Source organism: Streptomyces sp. NPDC104106, from assembly GCF_055584345.1.
In genome coordinates this window covers 281073-308002 of sequence record NZ_JBVJMF010000010.1, presented here as the reverse complement: position 1 = coordinate 308002, position 26930 = coordinate 281073, and the positions used below count along the sequence as shown (strand labels likewise).

Annotated in this window: 26 protein-coding genes; 23 read left to right on the top strand and 3 right to left on the bottom strand. The window is 71.3% G+C overall.

The annotated features are described in order from the left end of the window. Positions 1–84 precede the first annotated feature (84 nt). The 16 genes from ACZ60X_RS24770 to ACZ60X_RS24695 all read left to right on the top strand — a co-directional run bounded on the left by ACZ60X_RS24770 (position 85) and on the right by ACZ60X_RS24695 (position 16470). A complete protein-coding gene (locus tag ACZ60X_RS24770) occupies positions 85–1344 on the top strand; it encodes an MFS transporter (protein ID WP_469602337.1) in 1260 nt (419 codons plus the stop codon). A gap of 9 nt (positions 1345–1353) precedes the next feature. Further along, positions 1354–2715 (top strand): Pup--protein ligase, encoded by a 1362-nt coding sequence (pafA, locus tag ACZ60X_RS24765; RefSeq protein ID WP_469602335.1) that lies wholly within the window; start codon positions 1354–1356, stop codon positions 2713–2715. A 148-nt stretch (positions 2716–2863) separates the two neighbouring features. Further along, on the top strand, positions 2864–3868 hold the full coding sequence (locus ACZ60X_RS24760) for an FKBP-type peptidyl-prolyl cis-trans isomerase (RefSeq protein WP_469602332.1): 1005 nt from the start codon (positions 2864–2866) through the stop codon (positions 3866–3868). 80 nt (positions 3869–3948) lie between these two features. Beyond that, the gene (locus ACZ60X_RS24755) at positions 3949–4320 is read left to right on the top strand and encodes an FKBP-type peptidyl-prolyl cis-trans isomerase (RefSeq protein WP_469602329.1); all 372 of its coding nucleotides are present in this window, start codon (positions 3949–3951) and stop codon (positions 4318–4320) included. Between the two features lie 128 nt (positions 4321–4448). Next, positions 4449–5450 carry a helix-turn-helix transcriptional regulator gene (locus ACZ60X_RS24750; RefSeq protein ID WP_469602327.1) on the top strand — a complete coding sequence of 334 codons (1002 nt, stop codon included), beginning with the start codon at positions 4449–4451 and terminating at the stop codon, positions 5448–5450. 15 nt (positions 5451–5465) lie between these two features. Further along, positions 5466–6452: a helix-turn-helix transcriptional regulator gene (locus ACZ60X_RS24745; RefSeq protein WP_469602323.1), complete on the top strand. Its 987-nt coding sequence runs from the start codon at positions 5466–5468 to the stop codon at positions 6450–6452. 146 nt (positions 6453–6598) lie between these two features. Further along, positions 6599–6892 carry a hypothetical protein gene (locus ACZ60X_RS24740; protein ID WP_469602320.1) on the top strand — a complete coding sequence of 98 codons (294 nt, stop codon included), beginning with the start codon at positions 6599–6601 and terminating at the stop codon, positions 6890–6892. Between the two features lie 10 nt (positions 6893–6902). Then, entirely contained in the window at positions 6903–7097 is a 195-nt protein-coding gene (locus ACZ60X_RS24735) for a hypothetical protein (RefSeq protein WP_469602317.1), read from the top strand. A 236-nt stretch (positions 7098–7333) separates the two neighbouring features. After that, positions 7334–7621, top strand: coding sequence for a Sec-independent protein translocase subunit TatA (tatA, locus tag ACZ60X_RS24730; protein WP_469602315.1), 288 nt, complete (start codon positions 7334–7336; stop codon positions 7619–7621). Positions 7622–7668: 47 nt separating this feature from the next. After that, entirely contained in the window at positions 7669–8610 is a 942-nt protein-coding gene (tatC, locus tag ACZ60X_RS24725) for a twin-arginine translocase subunit TatC (protein ID WP_469602312.1), read from the top strand. Between the two features lie 85 nt (positions 8611–8695). Continuing rightward, a complete protein-coding gene (locus tag ACZ60X_RS24720) occupies positions 8696–11548 on the top strand; it encodes a DEAD/DEAH box helicase (protein WP_469602309.1) in 2853 nt (950 codons plus the stop codon). 335 nt (positions 11549–11883) lie between these two features. Next, complete coding sequence (locus ACZ60X_RS24715) at positions 11884–13548, top strand: sensor histidine kinase (protein ID WP_469602306.1); 1665 nt, start codon at positions 11884–11886, stop codon at positions 13546–13548. Further along, positions 13545–13949 carry a roadblock/LC7 domain-containing protein gene (locus ACZ60X_RS24710; protein WP_469602304.1) on the top strand — a complete coding sequence of 135 codons (405 nt, stop codon included), beginning with the start codon at positions 13545–13547 and terminating at the stop codon, positions 13947–13949. The genes ACZ60X_RS24715 and ACZ60X_RS24710 overlap by 4 nt, the downstream gene beginning before the upstream one ends. Beyond that, entirely contained in the window at positions 13946–14365 is a 420-nt protein-coding gene (locus ACZ60X_RS24705; RefSeq protein ID WP_469602301.1) for a DUF742 domain-containing protein, read from the top strand. Before ACZ60X_RS24710 ends, ACZ60X_RS24705 begins: the two co-directional genes overlap by 4 nt. After that, complete coding sequence (locus ACZ60X_RS24700) at positions 14346–14966, top strand: GTP-binding protein (protein WP_469602298.1); 621 nt, start codon at positions 14346–14348, stop codon at positions 14964–14966. The genes ACZ60X_RS24705 and ACZ60X_RS24700 overlap by 20 nt, the downstream gene beginning before the upstream one ends. Before the next feature lie 55 nt (positions 14967–15021). After that, positions 15022–16470: a cytochrome P450 gene (locus ACZ60X_RS24695; RefSeq protein ID WP_469602296.1), complete on the top strand. Its 1449-nt coding sequence runs from the start codon at positions 15022–15024 to the stop codon at positions 16468–16470. 103 nt (positions 16471–16573) lie between these two features. Here ACZ60X_RS24695 and ACZ60X_RS24690 read toward each other — a convergent pair whose 3' ends face one another. Continuing rightward, positions 16574–17512 carry a pseudouridine synthase gene (locus tag ACZ60X_RS24690; RefSeq protein WP_469602294.1) on the bottom strand — a complete coding sequence of 313 codons (939 nt, stop codon included), beginning with the start codon at positions 17510–17512 and terminating at the stop codon, positions 16574–16576. Positions 17513–17599: 87 nt separating this feature from the next. Between ACZ60X_RS24690 and ACZ60X_RS24685 the strand changes: the two genes are divergently transcribed. The 5 genes from ACZ60X_RS24685 (at position 17600) to ACZ60X_RS24665 (ending at position 21866) form a co-directional block, all read left to right on the top strand. Then, positions 17600–18181, top strand: coding sequence for a GNAT family N-acetyltransferase (locus tag ACZ60X_RS24685; RefSeq protein WP_469602291.1), 582 nt, complete (start codon positions 17600–17602; stop codon positions 18179–18181). A 118-nt stretch (positions 18182–18299) separates the two neighbouring features. Next, positions 18300–18920 carry a PadR family transcriptional regulator gene (locus ACZ60X_RS24680; protein WP_469602288.1) on the top strand — a complete coding sequence of 207 codons (621 nt, stop codon included), beginning with the start codon at positions 18300–18302 and terminating at the stop codon, positions 18918–18920. A 180-nt stretch (positions 18921–19100) separates the two neighbouring features. Next, entirely contained in the window at positions 19101–20111 is a 1011-nt protein-coding gene (locus tag ACZ60X_RS24675; RefSeq protein ID WP_469602285.1) for an ATP-binding cassette domain-containing protein, read from the top strand. Next, positions 20108–20884 carry an ABC transporter permease gene (locus ACZ60X_RS24670; RefSeq protein WP_469602281.1) on the top strand — a complete coding sequence of 259 codons (777 nt, stop codon included), beginning with the start codon at positions 20108–20110 and terminating at the stop codon, positions 20882–20884. The genes ACZ60X_RS24675 and ACZ60X_RS24670 overlap by 4 nt, the downstream gene beginning before the upstream one ends. A gap of 37 nt (positions 20885–20921) precedes the next feature. Next, the gene (locus ACZ60X_RS24665) at positions 20922–21866 is read left to right on the top strand and encodes a 5'-nucleotidase (protein WP_469602278.1); all 945 of its coding nucleotides are present in this window, start codon (positions 20922–20924) and stop codon (positions 21864–21866) included. 1 nt (position 21867) lies between these two features. Here the strand turns inward: ACZ60X_RS24665 and ACZ60X_RS24660 are convergent, their stop codons facing one another. Then, positions 21868–22713: a siderophore-interacting protein gene (locus tag ACZ60X_RS24660; RefSeq protein ID WP_469602276.1), complete on the bottom strand. Its 846-nt coding sequence runs from the start codon at positions 22711–22713 to the stop codon at positions 21868–21870. A gap of 113 nt (positions 22714–22826) precedes the next feature. Then, positions 22827–23732: a 5'-3' exonuclease gene (locus tag ACZ60X_RS24655; RefSeq protein ID WP_469602397.1), complete on the bottom strand. Its 906-nt coding sequence runs from the start codon at positions 23730–23732 to the stop codon at positions 22827–22829. A gap of 165 nt (positions 23733–23897) precedes the next feature. On the opposite strand from ACZ60X_RS24655, the gene ACZ60X_RS24650 reads away from it, so the two are divergent. Together ACZ60X_RS24650 and ACZ60X_RS24645 are read left to right on the top strand one after the other, a co-directional pair. Next, the gene (locus ACZ60X_RS24650) at positions 23898–24974 is read left to right on the top strand and encodes a quaternary amine ABC transporter ATP-binding protein (RefSeq protein WP_469602273.1); all 1077 of its coding nucleotides are present in this window, start codon (positions 23898–23900) and stop codon (positions 24972–24974) included. After that, the gene (locus ACZ60X_RS24645; RefSeq protein WP_469602270.1) at positions 24967–26778 is read left to right on the top strand and encodes an ABC transporter permease/substrate binding protein; all 1812 of its coding nucleotides are present in this window, start codon (positions 24967–24969) and stop codon (positions 26776–26778) included. The genes ACZ60X_RS24650 and ACZ60X_RS24645 overlap by 8 nt, the downstream gene beginning before the upstream one ends. The last annotated feature ends 152 nt before the right edge of the window (positions 26779–26930 follow it).

Sequence of the window (26930 nt, the reverse complement as noted above, 5' to 3'; positions counted from 1 at the left end):
GCACATGGTACGTATGAGAGCGCACGTTATACGTAAAACTTCGGGCCGTCGAGGCGTCCCGGTCGAGCCACGGGAAAGGCGGACATGGCCACGGGATACCTGGAGATCCTCCGGGCGCGGCACGCGCTGCGGCTGCTCACGGGGACGCTGGTGGGCCGACTGCCCAACGCGACGGCCGCGATCGCGCTGGTGCTGTTCGTGCGCGCCGAGGGCGGCACCTACAGCCTCGCCGGCGTGCTCGCGGCCGTCTACGGCGTCGCCAACGCCGTCGGGCAGCCGCTGCTCGGCCGGCTCGTGGACCTGTACGGCCAGCCGCGCGTCCAGCTGCCCGCCGCCCTGCTCGCCGCGGCCGCCATGGCCGTCTTCGCGTTCAGCGGCACCGATCCGCTGTCGCTCGCCTACGCGTCCGTGGCGGCGGCCGGACTGTTCGCCCCGCCGCTGGAGGGCGGCCTGCGCGCCCTGTGGCCGTCCGTGGTGCGCGGCGAGGAGCAGGTGCACACCGCGTACGCCATGGACGCGATCGCGCAGGAGGTCATGTTCACCGTCGGACCGCTGCTGGTGACCCTGTGCGTGTCCCTCTGGGACGAGCGGGCCGCACTGCTGGTGCTGAACCTCCTGGGTGTCCTCGGAGCACTCTGGGTCGTTGTCTCGCCGCCCTCGCGCGCGTGGCGCTCGGCCCCGCGCGAGGCACACTGGCTCGGTGCCCTGCGCTCGTCCGGCCTGCTCGCCCTGCTCGGCGCCTTCCTGTTCGTCGGCATCGCGCTCGGCTCCATCACGGTCGCGTCGGTGTCGTACGCCGACGGACACGGCGGTGACGCGGTCTACGGCTGGATGATGGCCGGGCTCGGCCTCGGCGCGCTCGCCGGCGGCACCGTCTACGGCGCCCGGCGGTGGACCGGTGTGCCGGAGCGGCGACTGCGCGTGCTGGTGGCGCTTCTGGCGGTCTGTTACCTGCCGTTGACGCTGACGCCGGGCGCGGTGCCCATGGTGCTGCTCACGGTGGTCTCCGGGGTGTTCCTCGCGCCCTGTATCGCCTGCGCGTTCATCATCGTGGACCGGCACGCGCCGGCCGGGACCGTCACCGAGGCGTTCTCCTGGCTCGTGACGACGTTCACCGTGGGCGCCTCGGTCGGCACGGGCCTCACCGGGCCCGTCGTCCAGGCCGGGGGCACGGTCTGGGGCTTCGCCGTCCCCGGCATCGCCGGCGCCGTGTCGTTGCTGGTCCTGCTCGCCACCGGGCGGGTCCTCGCAGCTCCCGCGCGGGGTGCGGTCGTTGCGGCTTCACCGGAAAATGATCCAAATCGTGCTGTCGAACCCCGTTTCAGCTCAGGGGATCGGGCGTAATGTTCAGTCATGGACCGCCGCATTTTCGGGCTGGAGAACGAGTACGGCGTCACGTGCACGTTCAGGGGACAGCGCCGCCTGTCGCCTGACGAGGTGGCGCGGTACCTCTTCCGCCGTGTCGTGTCATGGGGCCGCAGCAGCAATGTCTTTCTGCGAAACGGCGCCCGGCTCTATCTCGACGTGGGCTCACATCCGGAATACGCGACACCCGAATGTGACAACGTGATCGAACTGGTCACCCACGACAAGGCCGGCGAGCGCATTCTCGAAGGACTCCTGGTGGACGCGGAACGACGCCTGCACGAGGAGGGAATCGCGGGCGACGTCTACCTCTTCAAGAACAACACCGACTCGGCGGGCAACTCCTACGGCTGCCACGAGAACTATCTCGTGGCGCGGCACGGGGAGTTCTCCCGGCTCGCGGACATCCTCATCCCCTTCCTGGTCACCCGGCAGCTGCTGTGCGGCGCCGGCAAGGTGCTCCAGACGCCGCGCGGCGCCGTGTACTGCGTCAGCCAGCGCGCCGAGCACATCTGGGAAGGGGTCTCCTCGGCCACGACCCGCTCGCGCCCCATCATCAACACGCGCGACGAGCCGCACGCGGACGCCGAGCGCTACCGCCGGCTGCATGTCATCGTCGGCGACTCCAACATGTCCGAGACGACCATGCTGCTCAAGGTCGGCGCGACCGACCTGGTGCTGCGCATGATCGAGGCGGGCACGGTGATGCGCGACCTCACCCTGGAGAACCCGATCCGGGCGATCCGCGAGGTCAGCCACGACATCACCGGCCGCCGCAAGGTGCGCCTGGCCAGCGGCCGGGAGGCCTCCGCGCTGGAGGTGCAGCGCGAGTACTTCGACAAGGCCGTGGACTTCTGCGACCGCCGCGGCATCCGCACCGGCACGGTCGCCCAGGTCCTGGAGCTGTGGGGCCGCACCCTCGACGCGATCGAGACCGAGGAGCTGGACCGGATCGCCACCGAGATCGACTGGGTCATGAAGTACAAGCTCATCGAGCGGTACCGCACCAAGCACAACATGACCATGTCGCACCCGCGGGTCGCCCAGATAGACCTCGCCTACCACGACATCCACCGCCGCCGCGGCCTGTACTACCTGCTGGAGAGGAAGGGGCAAGCCGCTCGGGTCTGCAACGACTTGAAGATCTTCGAGGGCAAGTCGGTTCCGCCGCAGACCACTCGGGCGCGTCTGCGCGGCGACTTCATCCGCCGGGCACAGGAACAGCGCAGGGACTTCACGGTCGACTGGGTCCATCTGAAGCTCAACGACCAGGCACAGCGCACCGTGTTGTGCAAGGACCCGTTCCGTTCCGTGGACGACCGGGTGGAGAAGCTCATCGCCGGAATGTGACGAAGCGCGGAGAGTCGAGCGTTTCCGCACCGCACCGCAATGCAGGAACGCCACACGGGCGCCGTACGTTTTCCGTACGGCGCCCTTCTCGCGTCGTAGAGTTGCGCGCACGCCAATCCACAAGATCGACCGATTACGAGGCCCTTCCGTGCGCCGACGCTCCCTCCTCCTCGCCGCCGTACCCGCGGGACTGGTCACCCTCTCCGCGTGCGGTGACGGCAAGTCCGACTCCAGCAAGGCGAGTGCCTCGCCGACGCCCACGGCGACCACGGCACCCCCGCCGAAGATCGTGGAGGGACCGCTGCCGGGGATCACGGCGGGCACGAAGTTCGGCGAGAAGCCGACCGTGGCCAAGGGCACGGGCGAGCCGTCGAAGAACCTCGCGGTCAGGACGGCGATCCCGGGCACCGGTCGCCCGGTCGCCGAGAACGAGTTCATCCGGGCGAACTACCTGGGCCAGATCTGGGACACCGGCAAGGTCTTCGACAACTCCTACGACCGGGGGAGCCCCCTGGTGATGCAGCTGGCCCAGGGCAGCATCATCGACGGCTGGCGGTACGCGCTCACGGGCAAGAAGACCGGCAGCCGCGTCGAGATCGCCGTCCCGCCCACCTGGGGCTACGGCCCGCAGGGCAACGCGCAGGCGGGCATCAAGGGCACCGACACCCTGGTCTTCGTCATCGACCTGATCGAGTCCTTCAACTCCAAGAGTTCCGTCAAGGGCAAGGAGGTCGCCCAGACCGACCCGGCCCTGCCGAAGGTGGCCACCAACACCGACGGCGCCGTCCCGAAGGTCACCGTCCCGAAGACCGCCCCGCCGAAGAAGCTGGTGTCCGCCTACGTCCTGGAGGGCGACGGCGCCGAGCTGAAGGCCGACCAGACGGTCCTGTGCCAGTTCCAGGGCCTGGTCTGGGACGGCGGCAAGACCTTCGAGCGCACGTACGACTCGGGCCGGCTCGCCCAGTTCTCCCTCCAGCGGATGCAGCAGGTGGTCAAGGGCCTGTCCCAGGGGCTGACCGGCAAGAAGGTCGGCAGCCGGGTGCTGGTCGTCGTCCCGCCGGAGCTGGGCTACGGCGACAACCCGCCGCGGGGCGGTGTCATCAAGAAGGGCTCCACCCTCGTGTTCACGGTGGACATCCTCGCGGCGATGTAGCGCCGGGGCGCCCGCGGCGGGCGGGCCGCGGGGATGAAAGACTGGGGCGATTCGTGTCGTACACAGCAGGAGCGTTTGACGTGAACATCGAGAAGCCCGAGATCGACTTCCCGGGCGGCGAGCCCCCGAAGGACCTTGAGATCAAGGACATCTGGGAGGGCGACGGCGAGGTCGCGCAGGCCGGCCAGACCGTCACCGTGCACTACGTGGGCGTGACCTTCGAGACGGGTGAGGAGTTCGACGCGAGCTGGAACCGCAACAGCCCGTTCCGCTTCCCGCTCGGCGCCGGCCGCGTCATCCAGGGCTGGGACCGGGGCGTGCAGGGCATGAAGGTCGGCGGCCGCCGCCAGCTGACCATCCCGGCCCACCTCGCCTACGGCGACCAGAGCCCGACCCCCGCCATCCCGGCGGGCTCCACCCTGATCTTCGTGGTGGACCTCCTCGGCGTCTGAGCCGTCTGATCGGATCCGATCACTCGGGGCCCATGCCTGCCCGGGCATGGGCCCTCGCTTTTGCCACCGCACCGAGGAGCGGTACGGTCATCGGTCGGAAGCATGAAAAGGGGAGGCGAAGGGCGTCGATGGCCATTGCCAAGGCCGAGCGGCTGATGAACCTCGCGCTGTGCCTGCTGGGGGCGCGCCGTCCGCTCAGCAAGCGTGAGCTGCGCGACTCCATCGAGGCGTACGTCGAGGCCGCCAGGCCGGAGAGGGGCGCGGCCTCCCGGCCGGACAAGGGCGCCGCGGGCACCGACGACTCCTTCAACCGCATGTTCGAGCGGGACAAGGACGACCTGCGCGAGCTGGGCCTCGTCATCGACACCGTCGAGAACCTCGACGGGGAGGTCGGCTACCTCGCCCGCCGCGACAGCAACCGCCTGCCGCCCATCACCCTGGACGCCGAGGAGGCCGCCGCCCTGGGCCTGGCCGCCAAGGTGTGGCAGCAGGCGCGCCTCGCCGGTGCGGCGAGCGGCGCCCTGCAGAAGCTGCGCGCCGCGGGCCTCCCCGAGGATGTCGACCCCTACGAGGCGCACGGCGCGCTCGAACCCCGCATCCCGGTGCACGAGGCCGCCTTCGAACCGCTGATGCTGGCCTGCCGCGACCGCCGTCCCGTCGTCTTCGAGTACCGCAAGGCCTCCGCCGCCCGCCCCGAGGTCCGCACCGTGGAGCCGTGGGCGCTGGAGTGCTGGCGCGGACACTGGTACCTGGCCGGCTTCGACCGCGACCGGGGGGCCGAGCGCGTCTTCCGGCTCTCCCGGATCACCGGCAGGGTCCGCTCGCGCGGCACGGGCTTCACCGCTCCCGTGCCCGACGTCGTCACCGTGCGCGAGACCGTCGCCGGCTGGGCGGGCGAGATCGCCGACCGCACGGCCCTGATCCGGCTGCGCTCCGGCGCCGGTTACCCCCTTCGGGCGAAGGCCACCGCGGTCCGGGAACTCGGCGACGGCTGGGACGAGTTGGAGATTCCGTACGGGCACGGGCTGGACGCCTGGCTGGTGGAGTTCGGGCCGGACGTGGTGGTCCTGGAGCCGGCCGAGCTGCGCGCGGACGTCGTGGACCGGCTGCGTGCCGTGGCCAAGGGCTGAGGGGGGAGCAGGACTGTGGCAGGCAAACCGGTCAGGCCCGTGAACGCCATCGACCAGACCCGGCGGATGCTCTCCCTGGTCACCTATCTCCGGGAGCGCCCGGGCGCCCGCATCGCGGACGTCGCCCGCGCCTTCGGCATCACCGAGGACGAACTGGTCGCCGACCTCGATCTTCTGCCCATGTGCGGCACCAGCTTCCGAGGCGGCGATCTGCTGGACATCGACACCGACGGCGAGCGCATCTGGTGGCACAATCCGGCCGCGCTCGGCGAGGAGGCCGCCGAGCCGCTCCGGCTCGCCGCCGACGAGGCGACCGCCCTGCTGGTGGCCGCCCGCGCGGTCGCCACGCTGCCCGGCCTGCGCGAGAGCGACCGCCAGGCCCTGCTGCGGGCCACCGCCAAGGTGGAGGCCGCCGCCGGTGAGGCCGCCGGCGCCAGCTCCCGGCTGTCGGTGACCTTCGAGTCCGAAGGCGGCGTCTTCGCCGACGTCGACCGGGCCATCTCCGAACGCCGCCGGCTGTGGATCCGCTACTACTCCCCGGCCCGCGACGAGGTCACCGAGCGCGAGATCGACCCGATCCGCCTGGTGAGCGTCGGACACACCTACGTGGAGGCCTGGTGCCGCCGCTCCGAGGCCCGGCGCACCTTCCGGCTCGACCGGGTCGCCGAGATCCGGATCCTCGACGAGCCGTCCGCGCCGCCCGAGATAGAGCTGCGGGACCTCTCCGAGGCCCTGGTGCAGCCGGCCGCCGAGGACCCGGAGGTCGTGATCGAGGTCGGTCCCGGCGGCCGCTGGGTCGCCGAGTACTACCCGCACGACAGCGCCGATGAGCTTCCCGACGGCGGGCTGCGTATCACTCTGCGCACCCCCGACCCGGCCTCCCTGCGCCGCCTCGCCCTGCGGCTCGGCGCCGACGGCCGGATCGTCTCCCCGCCGGAGCTGGCGGACAGCGCCCGGCGGGCGGCGGCGGAGGCACTGGCGGCGTACGACACGGGGCGGTGAGACGCGCCCCGCAGGGGCGCGGGGCCGGGTCCGGTACACGGCCCCGCCCGCGTGGGCGGCCGGCCGCGACGGCGCGGCAGAGGCAGACCGGGACACCCCCAGCGGCGCCCCCCGCGCCCCGAGCGACCACGAAGAGGAGCAGGCCGATGAGCGAGTCTCCGACGTCCGGTGCTGGTGAGATGACGGTGGCAACCGCCTTCGCCGGGATGAGAAGAGTCGCCCCCGTGGTGTTCAAGGCGGGCTGCCCGGACTGCCGGGGCCGCTTCGAGCTGGCCGCGGGCGCGCTGCGCCTCGCCATCGGGGCGTCCAGCCGGACCACGTTCTACTCCTTCACCTGCCCCGACTGCGGCGCCGCCGTGCGCAAGCCCGCGGGGGAGCGCATCGTCGAACTGCTCACCGGCGGTGGGGTCAGGACGCTGCGGCTGCACTCCACCGTCTAGTCTCGACGTCATGTTCTGGCCGATGTTCGCGGTAGCGCTGGGTTTCCTGGGTCTCGCCGTCCTGGGGGTGCTCGCCGTCCGGGTCTTCCTGGCGGCGCGGCGCCTCGGGCAGCAGGTCACCGATTCCGCGCGCCGGATCAGCAGGGCGGCCGAGGACCTGGAGCGGGCGACCGCCGACGCGGCACGGGCCGTGGACGCGCTCTGACCGCCCAACTCGTGCGCTTTGGGTCACTTCGCCCTGTCACCATGCCGGTCCGGCCAGGTACGCTGCTGGTCGCGGCCCGGACAACGAGGCGCGGTCCGCAGAGAGCGGGAGTATGCACGGGGATTGTCCTGCGTTCACCCCTGCGCGTTACGATCGCTGCCAGCACGATGGTCAGACACTTGTCCGACCAGTCGGACATGCCCAGCCGCCCCGCCTCAGTGAGAAGGTGAAGACTTATGTTCCGCAACGCACTTGAGCCGTGGCACCTGGTGCTCCTGGTTCTGGTGATCGTCCTCGTGTTCGGCTCCAAGAAGCTTCCGGACATGGCGCGCTCGCTCGGTAAGTCCGCGCGCATCCTGAAGAGCGAGGCCAAGGCGATGAAGGACGAGGGCAAGCCGTCCACCACCTCCGCCCAGCCCGCCGAGGAGCCGTCCGCGGCGCAGCGCACCATCCAGGCCGCGCCCGGTGACGTGACCAGCTCCCGCCCGGTCAACGAGCCGACGGACACGACCACCCAGCGCTGACGCGAGGACCGGAGCGCCCGGTCCGCTGCACGAGATGAGGATGTGGGTTGCTGAAGTCTGCCCGCAAGCAGGAGAGGGATCCCGAGGGGCGCATGCCGCTCGCGGATCACTTGCGTGAGCTGCGCAACCGGCTCGCGAAGGGTGTCCTGGCGATCGTCGTCGTCACGATCGTGTCCGCCTTCTTCTACCAGGACATCATCAACTTCATCACCGAGCCGCTCCTGCGCTCGGTCGGCTGCACGCAGTCCTTCGGGCAGTTGGCGAAGTCGAAGAACGTCCACTGTGCGCACCTGACGGTCAGCGGCCTGCTGACCCCCTTCACGCTGGCGCTGAAGGCCTCGCTGACCGCCGGTGTCGTGGTGGCCTCACCGGTGTGGCTCTACCAGCTGTGGGCGTTCGTCGCGCCGGGCCTGCACCGGCACGAGAAGAAGTACGCCTACGCGTTCGTCGGCTTCGGCTTCCCGCTCTTCATCGGCGGCGGCTACCTGGCGTACCACGTGCTGCCCACCACGGCGAAGGTGATGATCGATCTCACGCCCAAGGGCGCGGAGAACCTGCTGCCGCTGGACAGCATGCTCGACCTGGTCACGCGCATGGTGGTGGTCTTCGGCCTCGCCTTCGAGATGCCGCTGCTGCTCGTCATGCTCAACCTCACCGGCATCCTGTCCGGCAAGCGCATGGCCGGCTGGTGGCGCGGCATGGTCGTCGGCATCGCCGCCTTCGCGGCCGTGGCGACGCCCGGCGCCGACCCGATCTCGATGCTGGCGCTGGCAGCGCCGATCTGGCTGCTGTTCTTCATCGCCGTGGCCTTCTCGCTGTTCAACGACCGGCGCCGGGCCCGCCGCGCGGACGACGGACTCTCCGACGACGAGGCCTCCGAGCTGGACCTCACGCCCGAGGACATCGGCGACGTCGAGGCCGTGACCGCCAGCCGCGCCCCCGAGCCGCCGGGCCCGGACCGGGTCAACGGCTACGACGACGTGACCTGATCCCGCACCCGCACCGAGCCGCGTACGCTGCCCCCGTCCTGGTGGACGGGGGCAGCGTCGTGTCGTGGAGCACACGATCGGGATAATGATCGTCCGGTTGTCAGCGGGGCCCGGTACGCTCGAAAGCACGATGACAGAGGACCTCTCACCGGCCGAGCGGTACGCGGCAGCCCGCAGGCGGGCAGCCGAGCAGGCCACCGCGCTCGCGTCCTTCCGCGAGATGTACGACTTCGGCCTCGACCCCTTCCAGATCGAGGCCTGCGAGGCGCTCGAAGCGGGGAAGGGCGTGCTGGTGGCCGCCCCCACCGGCTCGGGCAAGACGATCGTGGGCGAGTTCGCCGTCCACCTCGCCCTGGGGCAGGGCAAGAAGTGCTTCTACACGACGCCCATCAAGGCGCTGTCGAACCAGAAGTACGCCGACCTGTGCCGTCGCTACGGCACTGGCAAGGTCGGCCTCCTCACCGGCGACAACAGCGTGAACTCCGACGCCCCGGTGGTCGTGATGACCACCGAGGTCCTGCGGAACATGCTCTACGCCGGCTCCCAGACCCTGCTCGGCCTCGGCTACGTGGTCATGGACGAGGTGCACTACCTCTCCGACCGCTTCCGCGGCGCCGTCTGGGAGGAGGTGATCATCCACCTGCCCGAGTCGGTGACGCTGGTGTCACTGTCGGCGACCGTCTCCAACGCCGAGGAGTTCGGCGACTGGCTGGACACCGTCCGCGGCGACACCGAGGTGATCGTCTCCGAGCACCGGCCGGTGCCGCTGTTCCAGCACGTGCTCGCCGGGCGCCGGATGTACGACCTGTTCGAGGAGGGCGAGGGCCACAAGAAGGCCGTCAACCCCGACCTCGTCCGCCTGGCCCGGATGGAGGCCACGAGACCGTCGTACCAGGACCGCCGCCGGGGCCGGGCGATGCGCGAGGCCGACCGGGAGCGCGAGCGCCGGCAGCGCTCGCGGGTGTGGACGCCGGGCCGCCCCGAGGTCATCGAGCGCCTCGACTCCGAGGGCCTGCTCCCGGCCATCACCTTCATCTTCAGCCGCGCCGCCTGCGAGGCCGCCGTCCAGCAGTGCCTGTACGCGGGCCTGAGGCTCAACGACGAGGAGGCGCGGGAGCAGGTGCGCGCCCTGGTCGAGGAGCGCACGGCCTCCATCCCGACCGAGGACCTGCACGTCCTGGGCTACTACGAGTGGCTGGAGGGCCTGGAGCGGGGCATCGCCGCGCACCACGCGGGCATGCTGCCGACCTTCAAGGAGGTCGTGGAGGAGCTGTTCGTACGCGGCCTGGTCAAGGCCGTCTTCGCGACCGAGACCCTCGCCCTCGGTATCAACATGCCCGCCCGCTCGGTGGTGCTGGAGAAGCTCGTCAAGTGGAACGGCGAGCAGCACGCCGACATCACCCCGGGCGAGTACACCCAGCTGACCGGCCGCGCGGGCCGCCGGGGCATCGACGTCGAGGGCCACGCCGTCGTGCTGTGGCAGCGCGGCATGAGCCCCGAGCACCTGGCCGGTCTGGCGGGCACCCGCACGTACCCGCTGCGCTCCAGCTTCAAGCCGTCGTACAACATGGCGGTCAACCTGGTCGAGCAGTTCGGCCGGCATCGCTCGCGCGAGCTGCTGGAGACCTCCTTCGCGCAGTTCCAGGCCGACAAGTCGGTCGTCGGCATCTCCCGCCAGGTGCAGCGCAACGAGGAGGGACTCGCGGGCTACAAGGAGTCGATGACCTGCCACCTCGGCGACTTCGAGGAGTACGCGCGGCTGCGCCGCGAGCTGAAGGACCGGGAGACCGAGCTGGCCCGGCAGGGGGCGAACCAGCGGCGCGCGGAGGCCGCGAGCGCGCTGGAGAGGCTGAAGCCGGGCGACGTCATCCACGTCCCCACGGGCAAGTACGCCGGTCTCGCTCTCGTGCTGGATCCGGGGCTGCCGGCCGGCCGGGCCAACGGCCACCGCGACTACGACCACCACGACGGTCCGCGCCCGCTGGTGCTCACCGCCGAACGGCAGGTCAAGCGGCTGGCGTCGATGGACTTCCCGGTACCGGTCGAGCCGCTGGACCGCATGCGGATCCCCAAGAGCTTCAACCCGCGCTCCCCGCAGTCCCGTCGGGACCTCGCCTCCGCGCTGCGTACGAAGGCCGGGCACATCCCGCCGGAGCGGGCCCGCAAGAAGCGCTCGCAGGCCGCCGACGACCGCGAGATCGCCCGGCTGCGCACGGCGATCCGCGCGCATCCCTGCCACGGCTGCAACGACCGTGAGGACCACGCCCGTTGGGCCGAGCGGTACCACCGGCTGCTCCGTGACACCTCGCAGCTCGAACGCCGGATCGAGGGACGCACCAACACCATCGCGCGGACCTTCGACCGGATCGTGGCCCTGCTGACCGAGTTGGACTACCTGCGCGGCGACGAGGTCACCGAGCACGGCAAGCGGCTCGCCCGGCTGTACGGCGAACTCGACCTGCTGGCGAGCGAGTGCCTGCGCGCGGGCGTGTGGGAGGGCCTCGCCCCGGCCGAACTCGCCGCGTGTGTCTCGGCGTTGGTCTACGAGGCCCGGGTCGGCGACGACGCGCTGGCGCCGAAGCTGCCGTCGGGCAAGGCGAAGGCCGCGCTGGGCGAGATGGTCCGGATCTGGGGCCGGCTGGACGGTCTGGAGGAGGAGTTCCGGATCAACCAGACGGAGGGCGTCGGCCAGCGCGAGCCGGATCTCGGCTTCGCCTGGGCGGCGTACATGTGGGCCTCCGGCAAGGGCCTCGACGAGGTGCTGCGCGAGGCGGAGATGCCCGCCGGTGACTTCGTGCGGTGGTGCAAGCAGGTGATCGACGTCCTGGGGCAGATCTCTGCGGCGGCGCCCGTGGAGGGTTCGACCGTGGCGAAGGCCGCGCGCAAGGCGGTGGACCAGTTGCTGCGTGGAGTGGTGGCCTACTCGTCGGTGGGCTAGCCGGGCTTGCTCGGTGTGTGAAGGGGTCGCGTTCCGCGGCCCCTTCACTCGTTACGGTGAGTTGCTTTCGCGCGCCCAGATTCCGTTACCGCACGTGTTCGAATCGACGCGGTATGTGTAAATGAGGATGAGCGTACTCCTGTCGCTGGGGCGATTTCAGGTGCTTGCCGAATATGACACGGCGATGATCCGGTCGGACTAAGCTCGCCCGCGGCGCACCGAGTTGAGGCAATTCGTGCGCTTGTTCCCAAACATGCGATAGATCCCGACAGTTCCCTGTACCTTCCCCCCACAAGCACCCCCGACACCCAGCCGATTCGTCTCAGAAGGCATCCATGGTGAGTGTTCAGAAGCCGCCCGGTCGCCGTGAACGTCCGTACGCGCGCGTGCTGTTGCCGCCGGCCATATTGATGGCCGCCGCGACCGGGGCGGCCGTCGCCCTGGCGCCGGAGTCCGCCCGGCTCGTCACCGGTGCGGTGGGGGCCCTGGCCCTGCTCCTGGTCCTCGCCACCGGTGCGGAGGCGGCCCGGCGCGGCCGCAGGCTCCGCGAGGAACAGGCCGAGCACGCCCGTCACTCCGCGTATCTGGAACACCGGATCGCCGCGCAGGACGAGCTGATCGAGAAGTTCGCCACGGACGTCATCCCCACCGGTCTGCTGCACCTGCGCGCTGGTGAACCGCTGCGCGGCGTCATGACCAAGGTCTACGACGCCGACCCCGAGCTGCGGGCGCTGCCCGACATGTACCGCGAGATGTTCCGGGTCGCGCTGCGCGGCGCCGACCACGAGATCTCGATGCGTGACGCGACCGAGCGCTCCTTCGTGACCATCGCCCGCCGCGTCCAGGCCATCGTCCACCAGCAGGCCAAGGAACTCCGGGAGATGGAGGAGGACCACGGGCGCAGCCCCGAGGTCTTCGACGACCTGCTGCGCATCGACCACGGCACCTCGCTGATCGGCCGGCTCGCCGACACCATCTCCGTCCTCGGCGGCGGCCGGCCGGGCCGCCAGTGGCCGCTGCCGGTCTCCCTCTACAGCACCCTGCGCGGCGCCATGTCGCGCATCCTGGAGTACCGCCGTATCCAGCTGAACTCCATCGTCAACATCAACATCAAGGGCACCGCCGTCGAGCCGGTCATCCACGCCGCCGCCGAACTCCTCGACAACGCCACCCGCTACTCGCCGCCCGCCACCAAGGTGCACGTCACCGCCACCGAGGTGCAGACCGGCGTGGTCATCGAGATCGAGGACGCGGGGGTCAGCCTCAGTGAGGAGGGCCGGATCCGCATCGAGCAGATGATCGAGGACGCCAAGAACGGCGACGACGCGCACAACCTCGGCGAGAACCCGCGCCTCGGCCTCGCCGTCGTCGGCCGCCTGTGCAAGATGTTCGACATGGAGGTGTCGCTGCGCGCCTCCGCCTACGGCGGCGTCCGCGCGATCCTCATCGTGCCGCGGGTCATGACGACCACCGAGCCCGGTGTGGGCGCCGCCCACGGCATCGGTGCCACCGGCATCCCCAAGCCCGAACTCGGCGCGGTGGAGGGCCCGAAGCGCAGGCCCAAGAAGCGCCGCCCCACCAGCCCCAAGATCCCCGCCGGGATCTCCATGGAGGACGACGTCCCCATCGTCACCGAGTGGACGGCGGGCGGACTGCCGCAGCGCCGCAGCAAGGTGAAGACCCCGCTCAGCCAGCGCTACGCCGAACAGGCCGAGATCGAGCGCGCCGAGCGCGAGGGCAGGCCCACCATCTGGTCGCAGGTCAGGGCGGAACCCGAGCCCGAGCTGGATCCGGAGATCAGGAAGCTCAGGGAGCGGCCGATCGGCCAGGGGATCGAGGACTTCTGGAACGGCCTGCGCAAGGGCATGCCCGAGGGCGCCACCGGGCCCGAGCTGACCGACTTCACGCGCCACCCGGAAAAGTACCTGCACCTGCTCAACGACTATTCGGACGGCTCGGCCGAGGGCGCCGCGGCCGACGACGAGGGAGACCTCCAGTGATCCAGCAGCGAGGCAACATCGACTGGATGCTCAAGCAGCTCAACGACGGCGTGCCGGGCATCGAGATGATCGTGGTCCTCTCCGCCGACGGACTGCGCATCGCCCGCTACGGCGGCGACCCCGACGCCGCCGACCGCGTGGCCGCCGCCTGCGCGGGCATGCAGAGCCTGGCCGGTGCCATCATCCAGGAGCTGCCCGGCGCCGGTGAGATGCAGGTCCTCGTCATCGAGATCGAGGGCGGCTACTTCTACCTCATGAACGCCGGCGACAACGCCTACCTCGCCGTACTCGCCGACGTGACCTGCGAGCCCGGCCGGATGAGCGGCATGATGCGCGACCTCGTCGTCCGGATCGGTGCCCATCTCACCAGTCCGCCCCGGCGCAACGGGCAGACCGTATGACTCCTCCACGACGCAAGCGGCGACAGCCGCAACCGCCACCCCCGCTGCCGAAGCCGCCCACGCCCCAGGCGGCGGACGGCCAGGCCGAGCCCAGGAACCCGGAACGGCTGTACGCCTTCGCCGAAGCCGAGGACGGCGCGCGTGCCGAACTCGACCTCGTGACGTTAATCGTGGCGCGCTCCGCACCCCAGCCAGGCGCCTCACCGGAGCACGCGGCGGTGTTGCGGCTGTGTGCCGCCCCCTTGTCCGTGGCCGAGCTGTCGGCCTATCTGAGTCTGCCGTTCAGCGCGATGACCGTACTGATCACCGAGCTGATCACGGCCGAACTGGTGCAGGTGCGCGCCCCGATCGTCCGTCAGGCGCTCCCCGACCGTTCACTCCTCGAAGCGGTGATGCATGGACTTCAACGGCTCTGACACGATCCCCGGCCCACGCACCGAGGATCACCTGCCGCACACGACCCAGGCGGCGGTGAAGATCGTCATCGTGGGCGGTTTCGGTGTCGGCAAGACCACCATGGTCGGCTCCGTCAGCGAGATCAGGCCGCTGACCACCGAGGAGACCATGACCCAGGCCGGTATCGGCGTGGACGACAACTACGGCTCCGAGTCGAAGACGGCCACCACCGTGGCCATGGACTTCGGCCGCATCGGCATCACCGAGGAACTGGTGCTCTACCTGTTCGGCACCCCCGGCCAGGAGCGCTTCTGGTTCCTGTGGAACGGCCTGTTCGAAGGCGCGCTGGGCGCGGTCGTCCTGGTCGACACGCGGCGTCTGGAGGTCAGCTTCGACGTCATGGACCGGCTGGAGGAGCGCGGGGTGCCGTTCGTCGTCGCTGTCAACTCCTTCCCGGACGCGCCGCGTTACGCGACCGAGGAGCTGCGCACCGCGCTCGACCTGGCCCCGGAGATCCCGATCCTCGAGTGCGACGTACGGCGCCGGGCCTCCAGCAAGGACGTGCTCATGACCCTGATGCGCTTCCTGCACTCCATGGCCCTGACCGGCGCCCCTGCCTGACCTCCGACTCAATCCCACCCCCGACCCCCACACCCTTTCGTTCCGGAGCGACACCGTGACGTCTGAATCCCCGTCCCTGACCGGCACCGATCCCACCCTCGGCCCCCCGCCCGGCTGTCCCGCGCACGGCCGCGGCCCCGGCGCGCTGCAGCGGCTCTACGGCCCCGACGCGGAGGACCTGGGCGACCTCTACGAGCGCCTGCGGGAGGAGCACGGCCCCGTGGCGCCCGCGCTGCTCCACGACGACGTGCCGATGTGGGTGGTCCTCGGACACGCCGAGAACCTCCACATGGTCCGCAGCTCCTCGGTGTTCACCCGCGACAGCCGGATCTGGACCCCGCTCGTGGAGGGCACCGTCAAGCCCGACCACCCGCTCATGCCGCACATCGCCTGGCAGCCGATCTGCTCCCACGCCGAGGGCGACGAGCACCAGCGGCTGCGCACGGCCGTCACCGAGGCCATCGACACCATCGAGCACCGCAGCCTGCGCCGGCACATCGGCCGCTACACCCAGCAGCTGGTCAACAGGTTCTGCGAACGGGGCCGGGCCGACCTGGTCTCCCAGTTCGCCGAGCATCTGCCGATGGCCGTCATGTGCGAGATCCTCGGCATGTCCGAGGAGTACAACGACCGGATGGTGCAGGCCGCGCGGGACGCCCTGAAGGGCACCGAGACCGCGATCCAGAGCCACACCTACGTCATGGAGGCGCTGAGCCGGCTCACCATCCGGCGCCGGGCCCGGCCCGAGGACGACTTCACCAGTCACCTCGTCACCCACCCGGCCCGCCTCACCGACGACGAGGTCCGCGAACACCTGCGGCTCGTCCTCTTCGCGGCCTACGAGACCACCGCGAACCTCCTCGCCAACGCGCTGCGCATGGTCCTGACCGAGCCGGGCTTCCGCGCCCAGCTCAGCGGCGGTCAGATGACCGTGCCGGAGGCGATCGAGCAGTCCCTGTGGGACGAGCCGCCGTTCAGCACCGTCTTCGCCTACTTCGCCAAGCAGGACACCGAGCTGGGCGGGCAGCGCATCCGCAAGGGCGACGGGCTGCTCTTCGCGCCCGCGCCGGGCAACCTCGACCCGCGCATCCGCCCCGACCTGTCCGCGAGCATGCTGGGCAACCGCTCCCACCTCGCCTTCGGCGGCGGCCCGCACGAGTGCCCCGGCCAGGACATCGGCCGCGCCGTCGCCGACGTCGGCGTGGACGCGCTGCTGATGCGGCTGCCCGACGTCCAGCTCGACTGCCCGGAGGAGGACCTGAGCTGGCGCTCGTCCATCGCGTCCCGGCACCTGGTGTCCCTGCCCGTGCGCTTCGAGCCCAAGCCGCAGCAGGACGTCGGACTGCACCTGGCTCCGCCGGTCAGGCCGCGTAGGGAGCCGGCGCCGGCTTCGAAGGGCGAGCCCGTGTCTGTATCCGCGCCTGTGCGTGTGCCTGCGGCGCCTGAGTCGGTTCGGCCGCGGGGTGTGTGGCGGCGGGTGCTTCGGTGGTGGCGCGGGGAGTGACCCTTCAGAGGGTGCCGGGAATCGTCTGTCCAGCGTCTGCGGGCGCGCCGTGGCTGTTCGCGCCCGTGCGGCGGCGGCCGCGGGTCGGACAGGGCCCCGCCCCTCACGGGGTGTTTCCGGCGCTCCAGGTGTGAAGTGACCGCCCGCTCACGAACCTGTGCTCCACGCCCGTCACCGGGTCCGTGAACTCCAGTCGGCGGGCGAGCAGTTGCAGGGGCCGCCGGAACTCGTCCGGCGGCACCGGGGCGGTGACCTCGGGATACAGCGGGTCGTGGAGGATGGGGACGCCGAGGGCGTTCAGGTGGACGCGCAGCTGATGGGTCTGGCCGGTGGCCGGGACCAGCCGGTAGCGGCCCAGGGCGCCCCGGCGCTCTGCCAGTTCCACGTACGTCTCGGCGTTCGGCTCGCCCTCGGCCTCGCGGGCGGCCTGCACCCCGCGCTCCTTCACGATCCGGCTGCGCACGGTCCGGGGCAGCTCCAGTGCCGGGTCGTACGGTGCGACCGCCTCGTACTCCTTGCGCACCCGGCGGTCCCGGAACAGGTTCTGATAGGCGCCGCGCTCCTCGGGCCGCACGGTGAACAGCACCAGTCCCGCCGTCAGCCGGTCCAGGCGGTGCGCGGCGGTCAGGGCGGGGAGGCCCAGCTCGCGGCGCAGCCGCGCCAGCGCGGTCTCGGTGACATGCGTGCCGCGCGGGGTCGTGGCGAGGAAGTGCGGCTTGTCGGCGACGACGATGTGCGCGTCCCGGTACACCACCTCCACCGGGAACGGCACCGGCACCTCGGCGGGCGGCTCCCGGTGGAACCACACGAACATGCCGGGCTCGTACGGCGCGTCCGGTGCCACCGCCCGGCCGTCGGCGCCGACGATCAGTCCCGCCGCGAACATGCCCTCGACGGTCCCGGGCCCGGCGCCGGTCAGCCGCTGGACCAGGTGCTCGCGCACGGTGGCCCATGCCCCGCCGTACGGCAGCCGGACCCGTACGGGATCGATTCCGTCGCGCTGGGGGAGCGGGGCGGGCGGGAGCGGGGTACGGCGTCTCATCGGGGTCAAGGGTACGAGGTGGCGCACCGCGCGGGCCGCGGGGAAAAGGGGTGGGCCGACGGGCGCCGGGTCGGCAGGATGCCGATCATGCCGTACCTCACGCAACCGGTCGTAGCCGCCGGAACCCTCGCCCGCATCCCCCAGCCCGCCCTCCCCGCAGGTGACGGCCTGCGCCTGCGTCCCTGGCAGCCGCGGGACGCCCCCGCCGTGCACGCCGCCTTCCAGGACCCGGTGATGCACCAGTGGCACATCAAGTCGTGCGACTCCGAGGAGGAGGCGGCCGGCTGGATCGCCCAGTGGCACGCGGGATGGGAGGAGGAGCGGGAGGCGCAGTGGGCCGTCGTCGACGCGGACAGCGACGTACTGCTCGGCCGGGTCGCGCTGCGGGAGATCCTCCTCGGCGACGGTGTGGCGGAGGTCGCCTACTGGACGGTGGCGGCGGCGCGCGGCCGGGGCGTCGCGGCCCGGGCCACCACCGCCCTGACCCGGTGGGCCTTCGAGGAGATCGGCCTGCACCGCCTGGAGCTCACGCACGCCACGGCCAACGAGGCCTCCTGCCGCGTGGCGACGAAGGCCGGCTTCGCCGCGGAGGGCACCCGGCGCAGTGCGCTCCTGCACCGCGACGGCTGGCACGACATGCACCTGCACGCGCGCGTGCGGGGCGACTGAGTACGCACCCGGTCGTGCGGGGCGGTTGAGGAAGAACGCGATACATCGTGTGTGTTGACCGACGCGAGGCATTCGCGATATGTTCGGTTGCGGATATTCGGGAAGGAGGGGGGTCGTCATGGCCGGGAAGCGTCGCAGGCTCGGCAATCCGCTGGCGCTCGCCGTCCTGGTGACCCTCTGGCAGCAGCCGATGCATCCGTACGAGATCGCCCAGACCCTGCGCCGCCAGGGGAAGGACACCAGCACGAAGATCAACTACGGCTCGCTCTACACCGTGGTGCAGAACCTGGAGAAGCACGGCTTCGTCGAGGTGACCGACGTGGAGCGGCAGGGCAATCGCCCCGAGCGCACCGTGTACGGGCTCACCGCGGCCGGCCGTCAGGAGATGACCGAGTGGTTGTCGGACCTCGTCGCCGTCCCGGCGAAGGAGTACCCGATCTTCGAGACCGCCCTGTCCCTCCTGGGCGCGCTGCACCCCGACGAGGCCGTGCGGCTGCTCCAGGAGCGGCTCCGGGCCCTGGAGGTCCAGGCCGCGAGCGTGCGGGGCGGGCTGGAGAAGCTGTACGAGACGCTGCCGAGGCTCTTCCTCGTCGAGACCGAGTACCAGTTGCACATGATCCTGGCGCAGGCGGAGTGGGTCCGCGGCTTCCTGGACGAGATCAGGAAGGGCTCACTGCCCGGCGTCGAAGCGTGGCGCCACTTCCATGAAACGGGGGAGGCACCCGCCGAGTTCACCTGAATCCAGCTTCGAAGAACGACCCCGGCAGGGCTGTTGCAGCAGCTCCGCCGGGGTCTCGAACCCCGAGACGGACCCGCCGTGCGGCGGCTTCCGGGCCATCGAGGTGCGGCACACCCAGGATAGCCCGGCGCTCTGCACGCGGATCTTTCGCATTCGCGCTCACAGAGGAGAGCAGTCGCCATGGACACCCGTGCGCCCGCGGTCGCGGCGCGCCAACTGATCAAGACCTATCCCGGTGACGTCACCGCCCTGCGCGGCATGGACATCACCGTGGCACCGGGCACCGTATTCGGACTCCTCGGCCCCAACGGCGCCGGCAAGTCCACCACCGTCAAGATCCTCACCACCCTGGCCCGGCCCGACTCCGGCACCGCCACGGTCGCCGGGCACGACGTGCTGCGTCATCCCGACCGGGTGCGCCGCGCGATCGGCGTGGTCGCCCAGCACTCCGGCGCCGACCCGGTCGCCACGGGCCGGGAGAACCTCCAACTCCAGGGCAGGCTCCACGGCCTGCGCGGCGGCGCGCTCGACCGCCGGGTGGAGGAACTGCTGGAGCGGTTCGCCCTCGCCGACGCCGCCCGCCGCCCGGTCAAGGGCTACTCGGGCGGCATGCGCCGCCGGCTGGACGTGGCCCTCGGGCTGGTGCACCGGCCCGAGGTGCTCTTCCTCGACGAGCCGACCACCGGGCTGGACCCCGAGGCACGCACCGCCATGTGGGAGGAGATCGGCCGCCTGGCCGGCGAGGAGGGGCTGACGATCCTGCTCACCACCCACTATCTGGAGGAGGCCGACCGGCTCGCCGAGCGCGTCGCGATCGTGGACCGCGGCCGGATCGTGGTCGAGGGCACCCCCGACGCCCTCAAGGGCGAACTGCGCGGCGACGCCGTCCACATGGAGCTGCGCGAGCCGGTCGCAGAGGCCGGCCGCACGCTGCTCACCTCCGCCCTCGCCGCACTGCCCGGCATCCACGAGGCGCTGTACGAGGAGCGCCGGATCAGTGTGCGCGCCGACGACGGAGCGGCTTCGGTACCCGCCCTGCTCGCCGCGCTGGACCGGGCCGGGGTCACCGTCGCGGCAGCCACCGTCGCCCGGCCCTCGCTGGACGACGTCTACCTCCGGCACGCCGGCCGCCGCTACGCCGAAGCCGAGGCCGACACGGCGCTCGCGGGACTCGCGGGAGGTGTGCGATGAGCGCCGCCGTCACCCAGACCTGGTACATGACCCAGCGTCAGCTGCGGGTCTTCACCCGGCAGCCCGCCTTCGCGGTGATCACCCTGATCCAGCCGGTGATCTGGCTGTTCCTGTTCGGCAGCCTCTTCAAGAAGATCGTCCAGCTGGGCGGCTTCGGGACCACCTCGTACCTGGGCTACCTGGTGCCGGGCGTGGTGGTGATGAGCGCGCTCAGCTCCAACATGTGGGCCGGGATGACCACGCTGGAGGAGATCCAGCGCGGCACCCTCGACCGCTTCCTGACCACCCCGGTCAGCCGGGCCGCGCTGATGAACGGAAACGTCGTCAACAACGGTCTGGTCACCGCGTTCCAGTCGGTGGTCATCGTGCTGCTGGGGCTCGCCGGCGGTGCGGACTACCCCGGTGGCGCGGGCGGTGTCGCGATCCTCGTGCTGGCCTCCGTCCTGCTCGGCACGGTCTTCGGGGCGCTGTCCAACGCGCTGGGCATGATCGTGCGTGAACGGGAGTCCATCATCGGCATCAACACCTTCCTGCTGCTGCCGCTGACCTTCCTCTCCAGCGCCTTCATGGCGCCGTCGCAGATGCCGGGCTGGATGCGGCACATCGCCGACTTCAACCCCGTCAACTGGGCGATGGTCGCGGGCCGTTCATCGATGTCCGAACACCCCGACTGGGGTGCCGTGCTCGGCCGGGGCGGGGCGCTGCTCGCGCTCGCGGTCGCGGCGGTGTGGCTGTCGATCCGCACCTTCCGCTCCTACCAGCGGTCGGTGTGACGGCCGTAGCGCGCCGGCCGGTGTGAAGATGGGGGGCATGCCGCCCTACGATCTCGCCGGCCGACTCGTCGTCGGTGTCGCCTCCAGCGCCCTGTTCGACCTGCGGGAGTCGGACGCCGTCTTCCGCGAGCAGGGCGAGGAGGCCTACCGGGCCTACCAGGAGGCGCACGTCGACGACACGCTCCGGCCGGGGGTCGCGTTCGCCTTCCTGCGCAGGCTGCTGTCGCTGAACGACCTCGGCGAGCCGGGCGACCCGCTCGTCGAGGTCATCATCCTCTCCCGCAACGACCCCGACACCGGGCTCAGGGTCATGCGCTCGATCCAGGCCCACCAACTGCCCATCAGCCGGGCGGTGTTCATGCAGGGCAGGGCGCCGTACGCGTTCGTCACCGCCTTGAACATGTCCCTGTTCCTGTCCGCGAACGGCGCCGACGTGCGCGAGGCGGTCGCCGCCGGGCTGCCGGCCGGGCATGTGCTCGGCTCGTCGTACGCGGACGACCCCGCCGACCCGGAACTGCGCATCGCCTTCGACTTCGACGGGGTGCTCGCGGGCGACGCCGCCGAGCAGGTGTACCAGTCCGGCGGCCTGGAGGAGTTCCGCGCGCACGAGGCCCGCAACGCGGCGACCCCGCACGACCCCGGCCCGCTGCGCGACTTCCTCGCCGGGGTGAACCGGATACAGCGCCGGGAGGAGGAGCGGCGCCGGAGCGACCCGGACTACCCGAGCCGGGTGCACGTCTCGCTCGTGACCGCGCGCAACGCACCGGCGCACGAGCGGGCCGTACGGAGCCTGAAGCAGTGGGGTGTGCGGGTCAACGACGCCTTCTTCCCCGGCGGCATCGAGAAGGGCGCGGTGCTGAAGGTGCTCCGGCCGCACGTCTTCTTCGACGACCAGGTGACCCACCTGGACAGCACGTCCCGGACCACACCCAGCGTGCACATCCCCTTCGGCAAGCTCAACGAGGCTCGGCCCGGGGACTGACTCAGGCCGCCGCCGCGCCGTTCTCCTGCTCGGCCTCGACACGGGCGTTCCACTCCCGCTTGGAGGCCTGCCAGCCGTCCTCGTCGTGGCCCAGGCGCCAGTATCCGGAGATCGACAGGTCCTCGCGCGGGACCTGCTTCTCCACCCGCAGCAGCCGGCGCAGCTCCTTCACGAAACCCGCCTCGCCGTGCACGAACGCCTGCAGCCGGCCCGTGGGGAAGTCCAGCCCCCGTACGGCCTCCAGCAGGGCCTCGCCGACCGGGCGGTCCCCGCGGTGCAGCCAGACGACGGCGGCAGCGGAGTCGATCTTCTGCTCCTCCCGCGGGCCGGCCACCTCCACGAAGGCGTGCGCGCGGGCGCCGTCGGGCAGCGACTCCAGCGCCCGGGCGATCGCCGGCAGCGCGCTCTCGTCACCGGCGAGCAGATGCCAGTCGGCCGTCGGATCGGGGGCGTAGGCACCGCCGGGACCCATGAAGCGCACGGTCTCGCCGGGCCGCACCCGGGTGGCCCAGGGACCGGCCAGGCCCTCGTCGCCGTGGATGACGAAGTCCAGTGTCATCTCGCGCAGTCCGGGGTCCCAGGCGCGCACGGTGTACGTCCGGGTCACCGGCCACTGCTCGCGGGGGAACTCCTCGCGGATGCGCTCCAGGTCGAACGGCTCCGGATAGCTCACGCCCGCGGGGCCGAAAAGCAGCTTCACGTAGTGGTCGGTGCAGGTGTCCGCGGCGAAGTCGGCGAGGCCTTCACCGCCGAGCACCACGCGCTGCATGTGCGGGGTGAGCCGCTCGGTGCGGACCACCTGGGCGGTACGGGTCTTGCGCGGCTTGCGTCCCGGGCGCTCTGCCATCACGGACCTCCTGCAAAGGGGTTAGGTTTACCTAAGTTAGCACCTCACCCACGGGTCACGTGATTCATGATTGACCGCACGGGCCGCCCTTTGCCGGGAATTTCCGGTCAAGGTCATGCGGCCAGCGTCGTCAGCAGCCGCTGCAGGGAGCCGCCGAGCCCCCAGCGGACGGCCAGCCGCTCCAGCGCCGCCGGGTCGCGCGGGGCGTGCGGCAGCGCCGTGTCGACGGCCGGCAGCGGCACGTCGGCGGCCACCCGCACCACCGTCGGGGCGACCGCGACGTACGGCCGGGCCTCGTCGAGCCGCTTGCGCTGCGACGGCGTGAGCCTCGCCGCCGGGTCGTCCAGCGCGGCCATGATCCCGTCCAGGTCGCCGAACTCGGCGAGCAGCTTGGCGGCCGTCTTCTCGCCGATCCCGGCCACGCCCGGCAGGCCGTCGCTCGGGTCGCCGCGCAGCAGCGCCAGGTCCGCGTACCCCCGCCCGTCGACACCGTACTTCTCGCGCAGCACCGCCTCGTCGGTCAGCTGGAGCGTGCCGACGCCCTTCAGCGGGTACAGCACTCGGATCCCGCGCGCGTCGTCCACCAGCTGGTACAGATCGCGGTCACCGGTGACGATGTCCACCGGGCCCTCGGCGTGCGCGGTGAACGTGCCGATCACGTCGTCCGCCTCGTACTCCGCGACGCCGACCCGCGCGATCCCGATCGCGTCCAGCACCTCCTCGATGACCGGCACCTGCGGGGCCAGGGTGTCCGGCACCTCCTCCTCGTCCGGCCCGGCCGCGCGCTCCTCGGCGACCCGGTGCGCCTTGTAGGTGGGGATGAGGTCCACCCGCCACTGCGGGCGCCAGTCGGCGTCCATGCACGCCACCAGGTGCTCCGGCCGGTGGTCCTTGACCAGCCGGTCGATGAAGTCCAGCAGCCCGCGCACGGCGTTCACCGGCGTGCCGTCGGGGGCCTTCACGGAGTCCGGGACGCCGAAGTAGGCGCGGAAGTACAGCGATGCGGTGTCGAGCAGCATGAGTCGTCCGGTCACGCTCGCATCATGCCGCACCCCACTGACAGCGCGGCCGAGCCGCGACGCCGGTGACCCACGGGACATGTGAGGTGGAACACTTAAAAGTTTGACCATCTTCATACCGGGGAGGCGCGGCTTCTGCCCTGTCCCCCGATCCGAGAGGCACGCGTGTCAGCCAGGCTTGAGGCGGAGCACCTGTTCAAGGTGTTCGGCAGACGACCGGACGAGGCGGTGGAGCGCCTGCGACAGGGCGCCGACCGGGAGGAACTACGGGCCGACGGCACCACCGCCGCTGTGATCGACGCCTCCTTCAGCGTCGGCGAGGGCGAGATCTTCGTCGTCATGGGCCTGTCGGGCTCCGGGAAGTCCACCCTGCTGCGCATGCTCAACGGGCTGCTGGAGCCGACCGCGGGCAGCGTGCGGTTCGACGGCCAGGACCTGACCGCACTCACCGACCGCGCACTGCGCGAGGTCCGCTCCCGCAAGATCAGCATGGTCTTCCAGCACTTCGCGCTCTTCCCGCACCGCAGCGTGCGTGACAACGCCGCCTACGGCCTGGACGTGCAGGGCGTGCCCCGCGCCGAGCGCGAGCGCCGCGCCGACGAGGCGCTCGCCCTGTGCGGCCTGGCCGGCTGGGAGAAGTCCTGGCCCGACGAGCTGTCCGGCGGCATGCAGCAGCGCGTCGGCCTCGCCCGCGCCCTCGCCACCGACGCGGACCTGCTGCTGATGGACGAGTCCTTCAGCGCCCTGGACCCGCTGATCCGCCGCGACATGCAGGACCAGCTGCTCGAACTCCAGAAGACCCTGAAGAAGACGATCGTCTTCATCACCCACGACCTCAACGAGGCCATGCGTCTGGGCGACCGCATCGCGGTGATGCGCGACGGCCGGATCGTGCAGACCGGCACCGCCGAGGACATCCTGCTGCGGCCCGCGAACGACTACGTCGCCTCCTTCATCCAGGACGTCGACCGCTCCCGCGTGCTGACGGCGGGCGCCCTCATGGACACCTCCGTCACCGCCGACGCCCCGCTGTGCGGCTGCGAGACCGCCACCCGCGGGACGTCCTTCACACGGCTGTGCGCGATCAGCGCCCGGCTGTCCCACCGCGTCAGCGTCGTGGACGAGTCGAACCGGGTGATCGGTGTCGTGCCCAGGCAGCGGCTGATCGGCTTCCTCGGTGAGGAGACGGACCATCCCGTGCCCTGCGACAACCCGGACGGGAAGGTGGCCGGCCGTGCCTAGGATCCACCTCGGCGACTGGGTCGACTCCGGCGTCAACTGGCTGGTCGACCACCTCTCCTGGCTCTTCGACGCCGTCAAGGCCGTCATGGAGGGCATGTACAACGGCATCGACGCCGTCCTCGGCGCCCCCCAGCCGCTGCTGACGGCCGGCATCCTCGCCGTCCTCGCCTGGTGGCTGCGAGGCCTCGCCGCCGGCGTCCTCGCCCTCGCCGGTTTCGCGCTGGTCGACTCGCTCCAGCTGTGGGACCAGGCCATGTCCACGCTCGCCCTGGTCCTCGTGGCGACCGTGCTCGCGCTGGTGATCTCCGTCCCGCTGGGCATCTGGGCCGCCCGCTCCAAGGCGGTGGGCGCCGCCGTACGGCCCGTCCTGGACCTGCTGCAGACCATGCCCTCGATGGTCCTGCTGATCCCGGCCATGCTCTTCTTCGGCCTCGGCACCGCCGCCGGTGTCGTCGCCACGCTGATCTTCGCGCTCGCGCCCGGCGTCCGCATGACCGAGCTGGGCATCCGCCAGGTCGACGCCGACCTGGTCGAGGCCGCCGAGGCGTTCGGCACCACCCCGCGCGACATCCTCTTCCGCGTCCAGCTGCCGCTCGCCCTGCCGACCATCATGGCCGGCGTCAACCAGGTGATCATGCTGGGCCTGTCCATGGTCGTCATCGCCGGCATGGTCGGCACCGGGGGCCTCGGCGGCGCCGTGAACGAGGCCATCGGCCAGCTCGACATCGGCTACGGCTTCGAGGCGGGCGTCGGCATCGTCGTCCTCGCCATCTACCTGGACCGGATCACCGGCGCCCTCGGCACCCAGCTCTCCCCCCAGGGCCGCCGGGTACTCGCCAAGGCCCCCACGCGCGCGTGGTCGTACCGCCCGCGGCCGGTCGTCGCGGTCGCCGGGGTGGTCGTGCTCGCCCTCGTCGCGGGCGGCCTCGGGATCTTCGGCTCCTCCGCCGGCTCCGCGGAGGCCTCGGGCACCGACGTCGGCAAGGGCAAGCAGATCAAGATCGGCTACATCCCCTGGGACGAGGGCGTCGCCTCCACCTTCCTCTGGAAGGAGATGCTGGAGGAACGCGGCTTCAAGGTCACCGCCACCCAGTACGCCGCCGGCCCCCTCTACACCGGCCTCGCCACCGGCCAGCTCGACGTCGAGACCGACTCCTGGCTGCCCACCACGCACGCCGAGTACTGGAAGAAGTACGGCAAGCAGCTCGACGACCTCGGCTCCTGGTTCGGCCCCACCTCCCTTGAGCTGACCGTGCCCTCGTACGTGAAGGACGTGAACTCGCTGGCCGACCTCAAGGCGCACGCCTCCGAGTTCGGCGGGAAGATCGTCGGCATCGAGCCCAGCGCGGGCGAGATGGGCCTGCTCAAGAGCAAGGTCCTCAGGGCGTACGGCCTCGACGGCACCTATCAGGTGATCGACGGCTCCACCCCGGCCATGCTGGCCGAGCTGAAGCGCGCCTACGCCAAGAAGCAGCCGGTCGTCGTCACCCTGTGGTCCCCGCACTGGGCCTACAGCGACTACGACCTGAAGAAGCTGAAGGACCCGCAGGGCGCCTGGGGCAAGGGCGACGGCGTGCACACCCTGACCCGCAAGGGATTCGCCCAGGACAACCCCCAGGTGGGCAGGTGGCTGAAGAACTTCTCCATGACCGAGAAGCAGCTCACGAGCCTGGAGTCGCAGATCCAGGGGGCAGGCAAGGGCAAGGAGCAGGACGCCGTCCGCGCCTGGCTGCGCGCGCACCCGGGCCTGGTCGACCAGCTGGCCCCGGTCGCCAAGGACACCAAGAGCCGGGCGGCCGGGTGAGCTGACCGCACCGGCCGCCGCCCGAGGGGCGGGGGGCGGCCGGGCCCCCCGGGGGGGGCGGGGGGGGCCCCCCCCCCGCGGCGTCTCGGCCGACGCCCGCCGCGGGGGGGTGGTGGTCGTTGTGTAGGGTGGGGTCCCGCGCGGCGGCGCGG

What these genes read in the sequence shown, in the direction of transcription:
- ACZ60X_RS24770 (WP_469602337.1), top strand. Translation starts at nt 85, where the DNA reads ATGGCCACGGGATACCTGGAGATCCTCCGGGCGCGGCACGCGCTGCGG.
- pafA (WP_469602335.1), top strand. Translation starts at nt 1,354, where the DNA reads ATGGACCGCCGCATTTTCGGGCTGGAGAACGAGTACGGCGTCACGTGC.
- ACZ60X_RS24750 (WP_469602327.1), top strand. Translation starts at nt 4,449, where the DNA reads ATGGCCATTGCCAAGGCCGAGCGGCTGATGAACCTCGCGCTGTGCCTG.
- ACZ60X_RS24740 (WP_469602320.1), top strand. Translation starts at nt 6,599, where the DNA reads ATGAGCGAGTCTCCGACGTCCGGTGCTGGTGAGATGACGGTGGCAACC.
- ACZ60X_RS24735 (WP_469602317.1), top strand. Translation starts at nt 6,903, where the DNA reads ATGTTCTGGCCGATGTTCGCGGTAGCGCTGGGTTTCCTGGGTCTCGCC.
- tatA (WP_469602315.1), top strand. Translation starts at nt 7,334, where the DNA reads ATGTTCCGCAACGCACTTGAGCCGTGGCACCTGGTGCTCCTGGTTCTG.
- ACZ60X_RS24720 (WP_469602309.1), top strand. Translation starts at nt 8,696, where the DNA reads ATGATCGTCCGGTTGTCAGCGGGGCCCGGTACGCTCGAAAGCACGATG.
- ACZ60X_RS24715 (WP_469602306.1), top strand. Translation starts at nt 11,884, where the DNA reads ATGGTGAGTGTTCAGAAGCCGCCCGGTCGCCGTGAACGTCCGTACGCG.
- ACZ60X_RS24705 (WP_469602301.1), top strand. Translation starts at nt 13,946, where the DNA reads ATGACTCCTCCACGACGCAAGCGGCGACAGCCGCAACCGCCACCCCCG.
- ACZ60X_RS24700 (WP_469602298.1), top strand. Translation starts at nt 14,346, where the DNA reads ATGGACTTCAACGGCTCTGACACGATCCCCGGCCCACGCACCGAGGAT.
- ACZ60X_RS24690 (WP_469602294.1), bottom strand. Translation starts at nt 17,512, where the DNA reads ATGAGACGCCGTACCCCGCTCCCGCCCGCCCCGCTCCCCCAGCGCGAC.
- ACZ60X_RS24685 (WP_469602291.1), top strand. Translation starts at nt 17,600, where the DNA reads ATGCCGTACCTCACGCAACCGGTCGTAGCCGCCGGAACCCTCGCCCGC.
- ACZ60X_RS24680 (WP_469602288.1), top strand. Translation starts at nt 18,300, where the DNA reads ATGGCCGGGAAGCGTCGCAGGCTCGGCAATCCGCTGGCGCTCGCCGTC.
- ACZ60X_RS24675 (WP_469602285.1), top strand. Translation starts at nt 19,101, where the DNA reads ATGGACACCCGTGCGCCCGCGGTCGCGGCGCGCCAACTGATCAAGACC.
- ACZ60X_RS24670 (WP_469602281.1), top strand. Translation starts at nt 20,108, where the DNA reads ATGAGCGCCGCCGTCACCCAGACCTGGTACATGACCCAGCGTCAGCTG.
- ACZ60X_RS24665 (WP_469602278.1), top strand. Translation starts at nt 20,922, where the DNA reads ATGCCGCCCTACGATCTCGCCGGCCGACTCGTCGTCGGTGTCGCCTCC.
- ACZ60X_RS24660 (WP_469602276.1), bottom strand. Translation starts at nt 22,713, where the DNA reads ATGGCAGAGCGCCCGGGACGCAAGCCGCGCAAGACCCGTACCGCCCAG.
- ACZ60X_RS24655 (WP_469602397.1), bottom strand. Translation starts at nt 23,732, where the DNA reads ATGCTGCTCGACACCGCATCGCTGTACTTCCGCGCCTACTTCGGCGTC.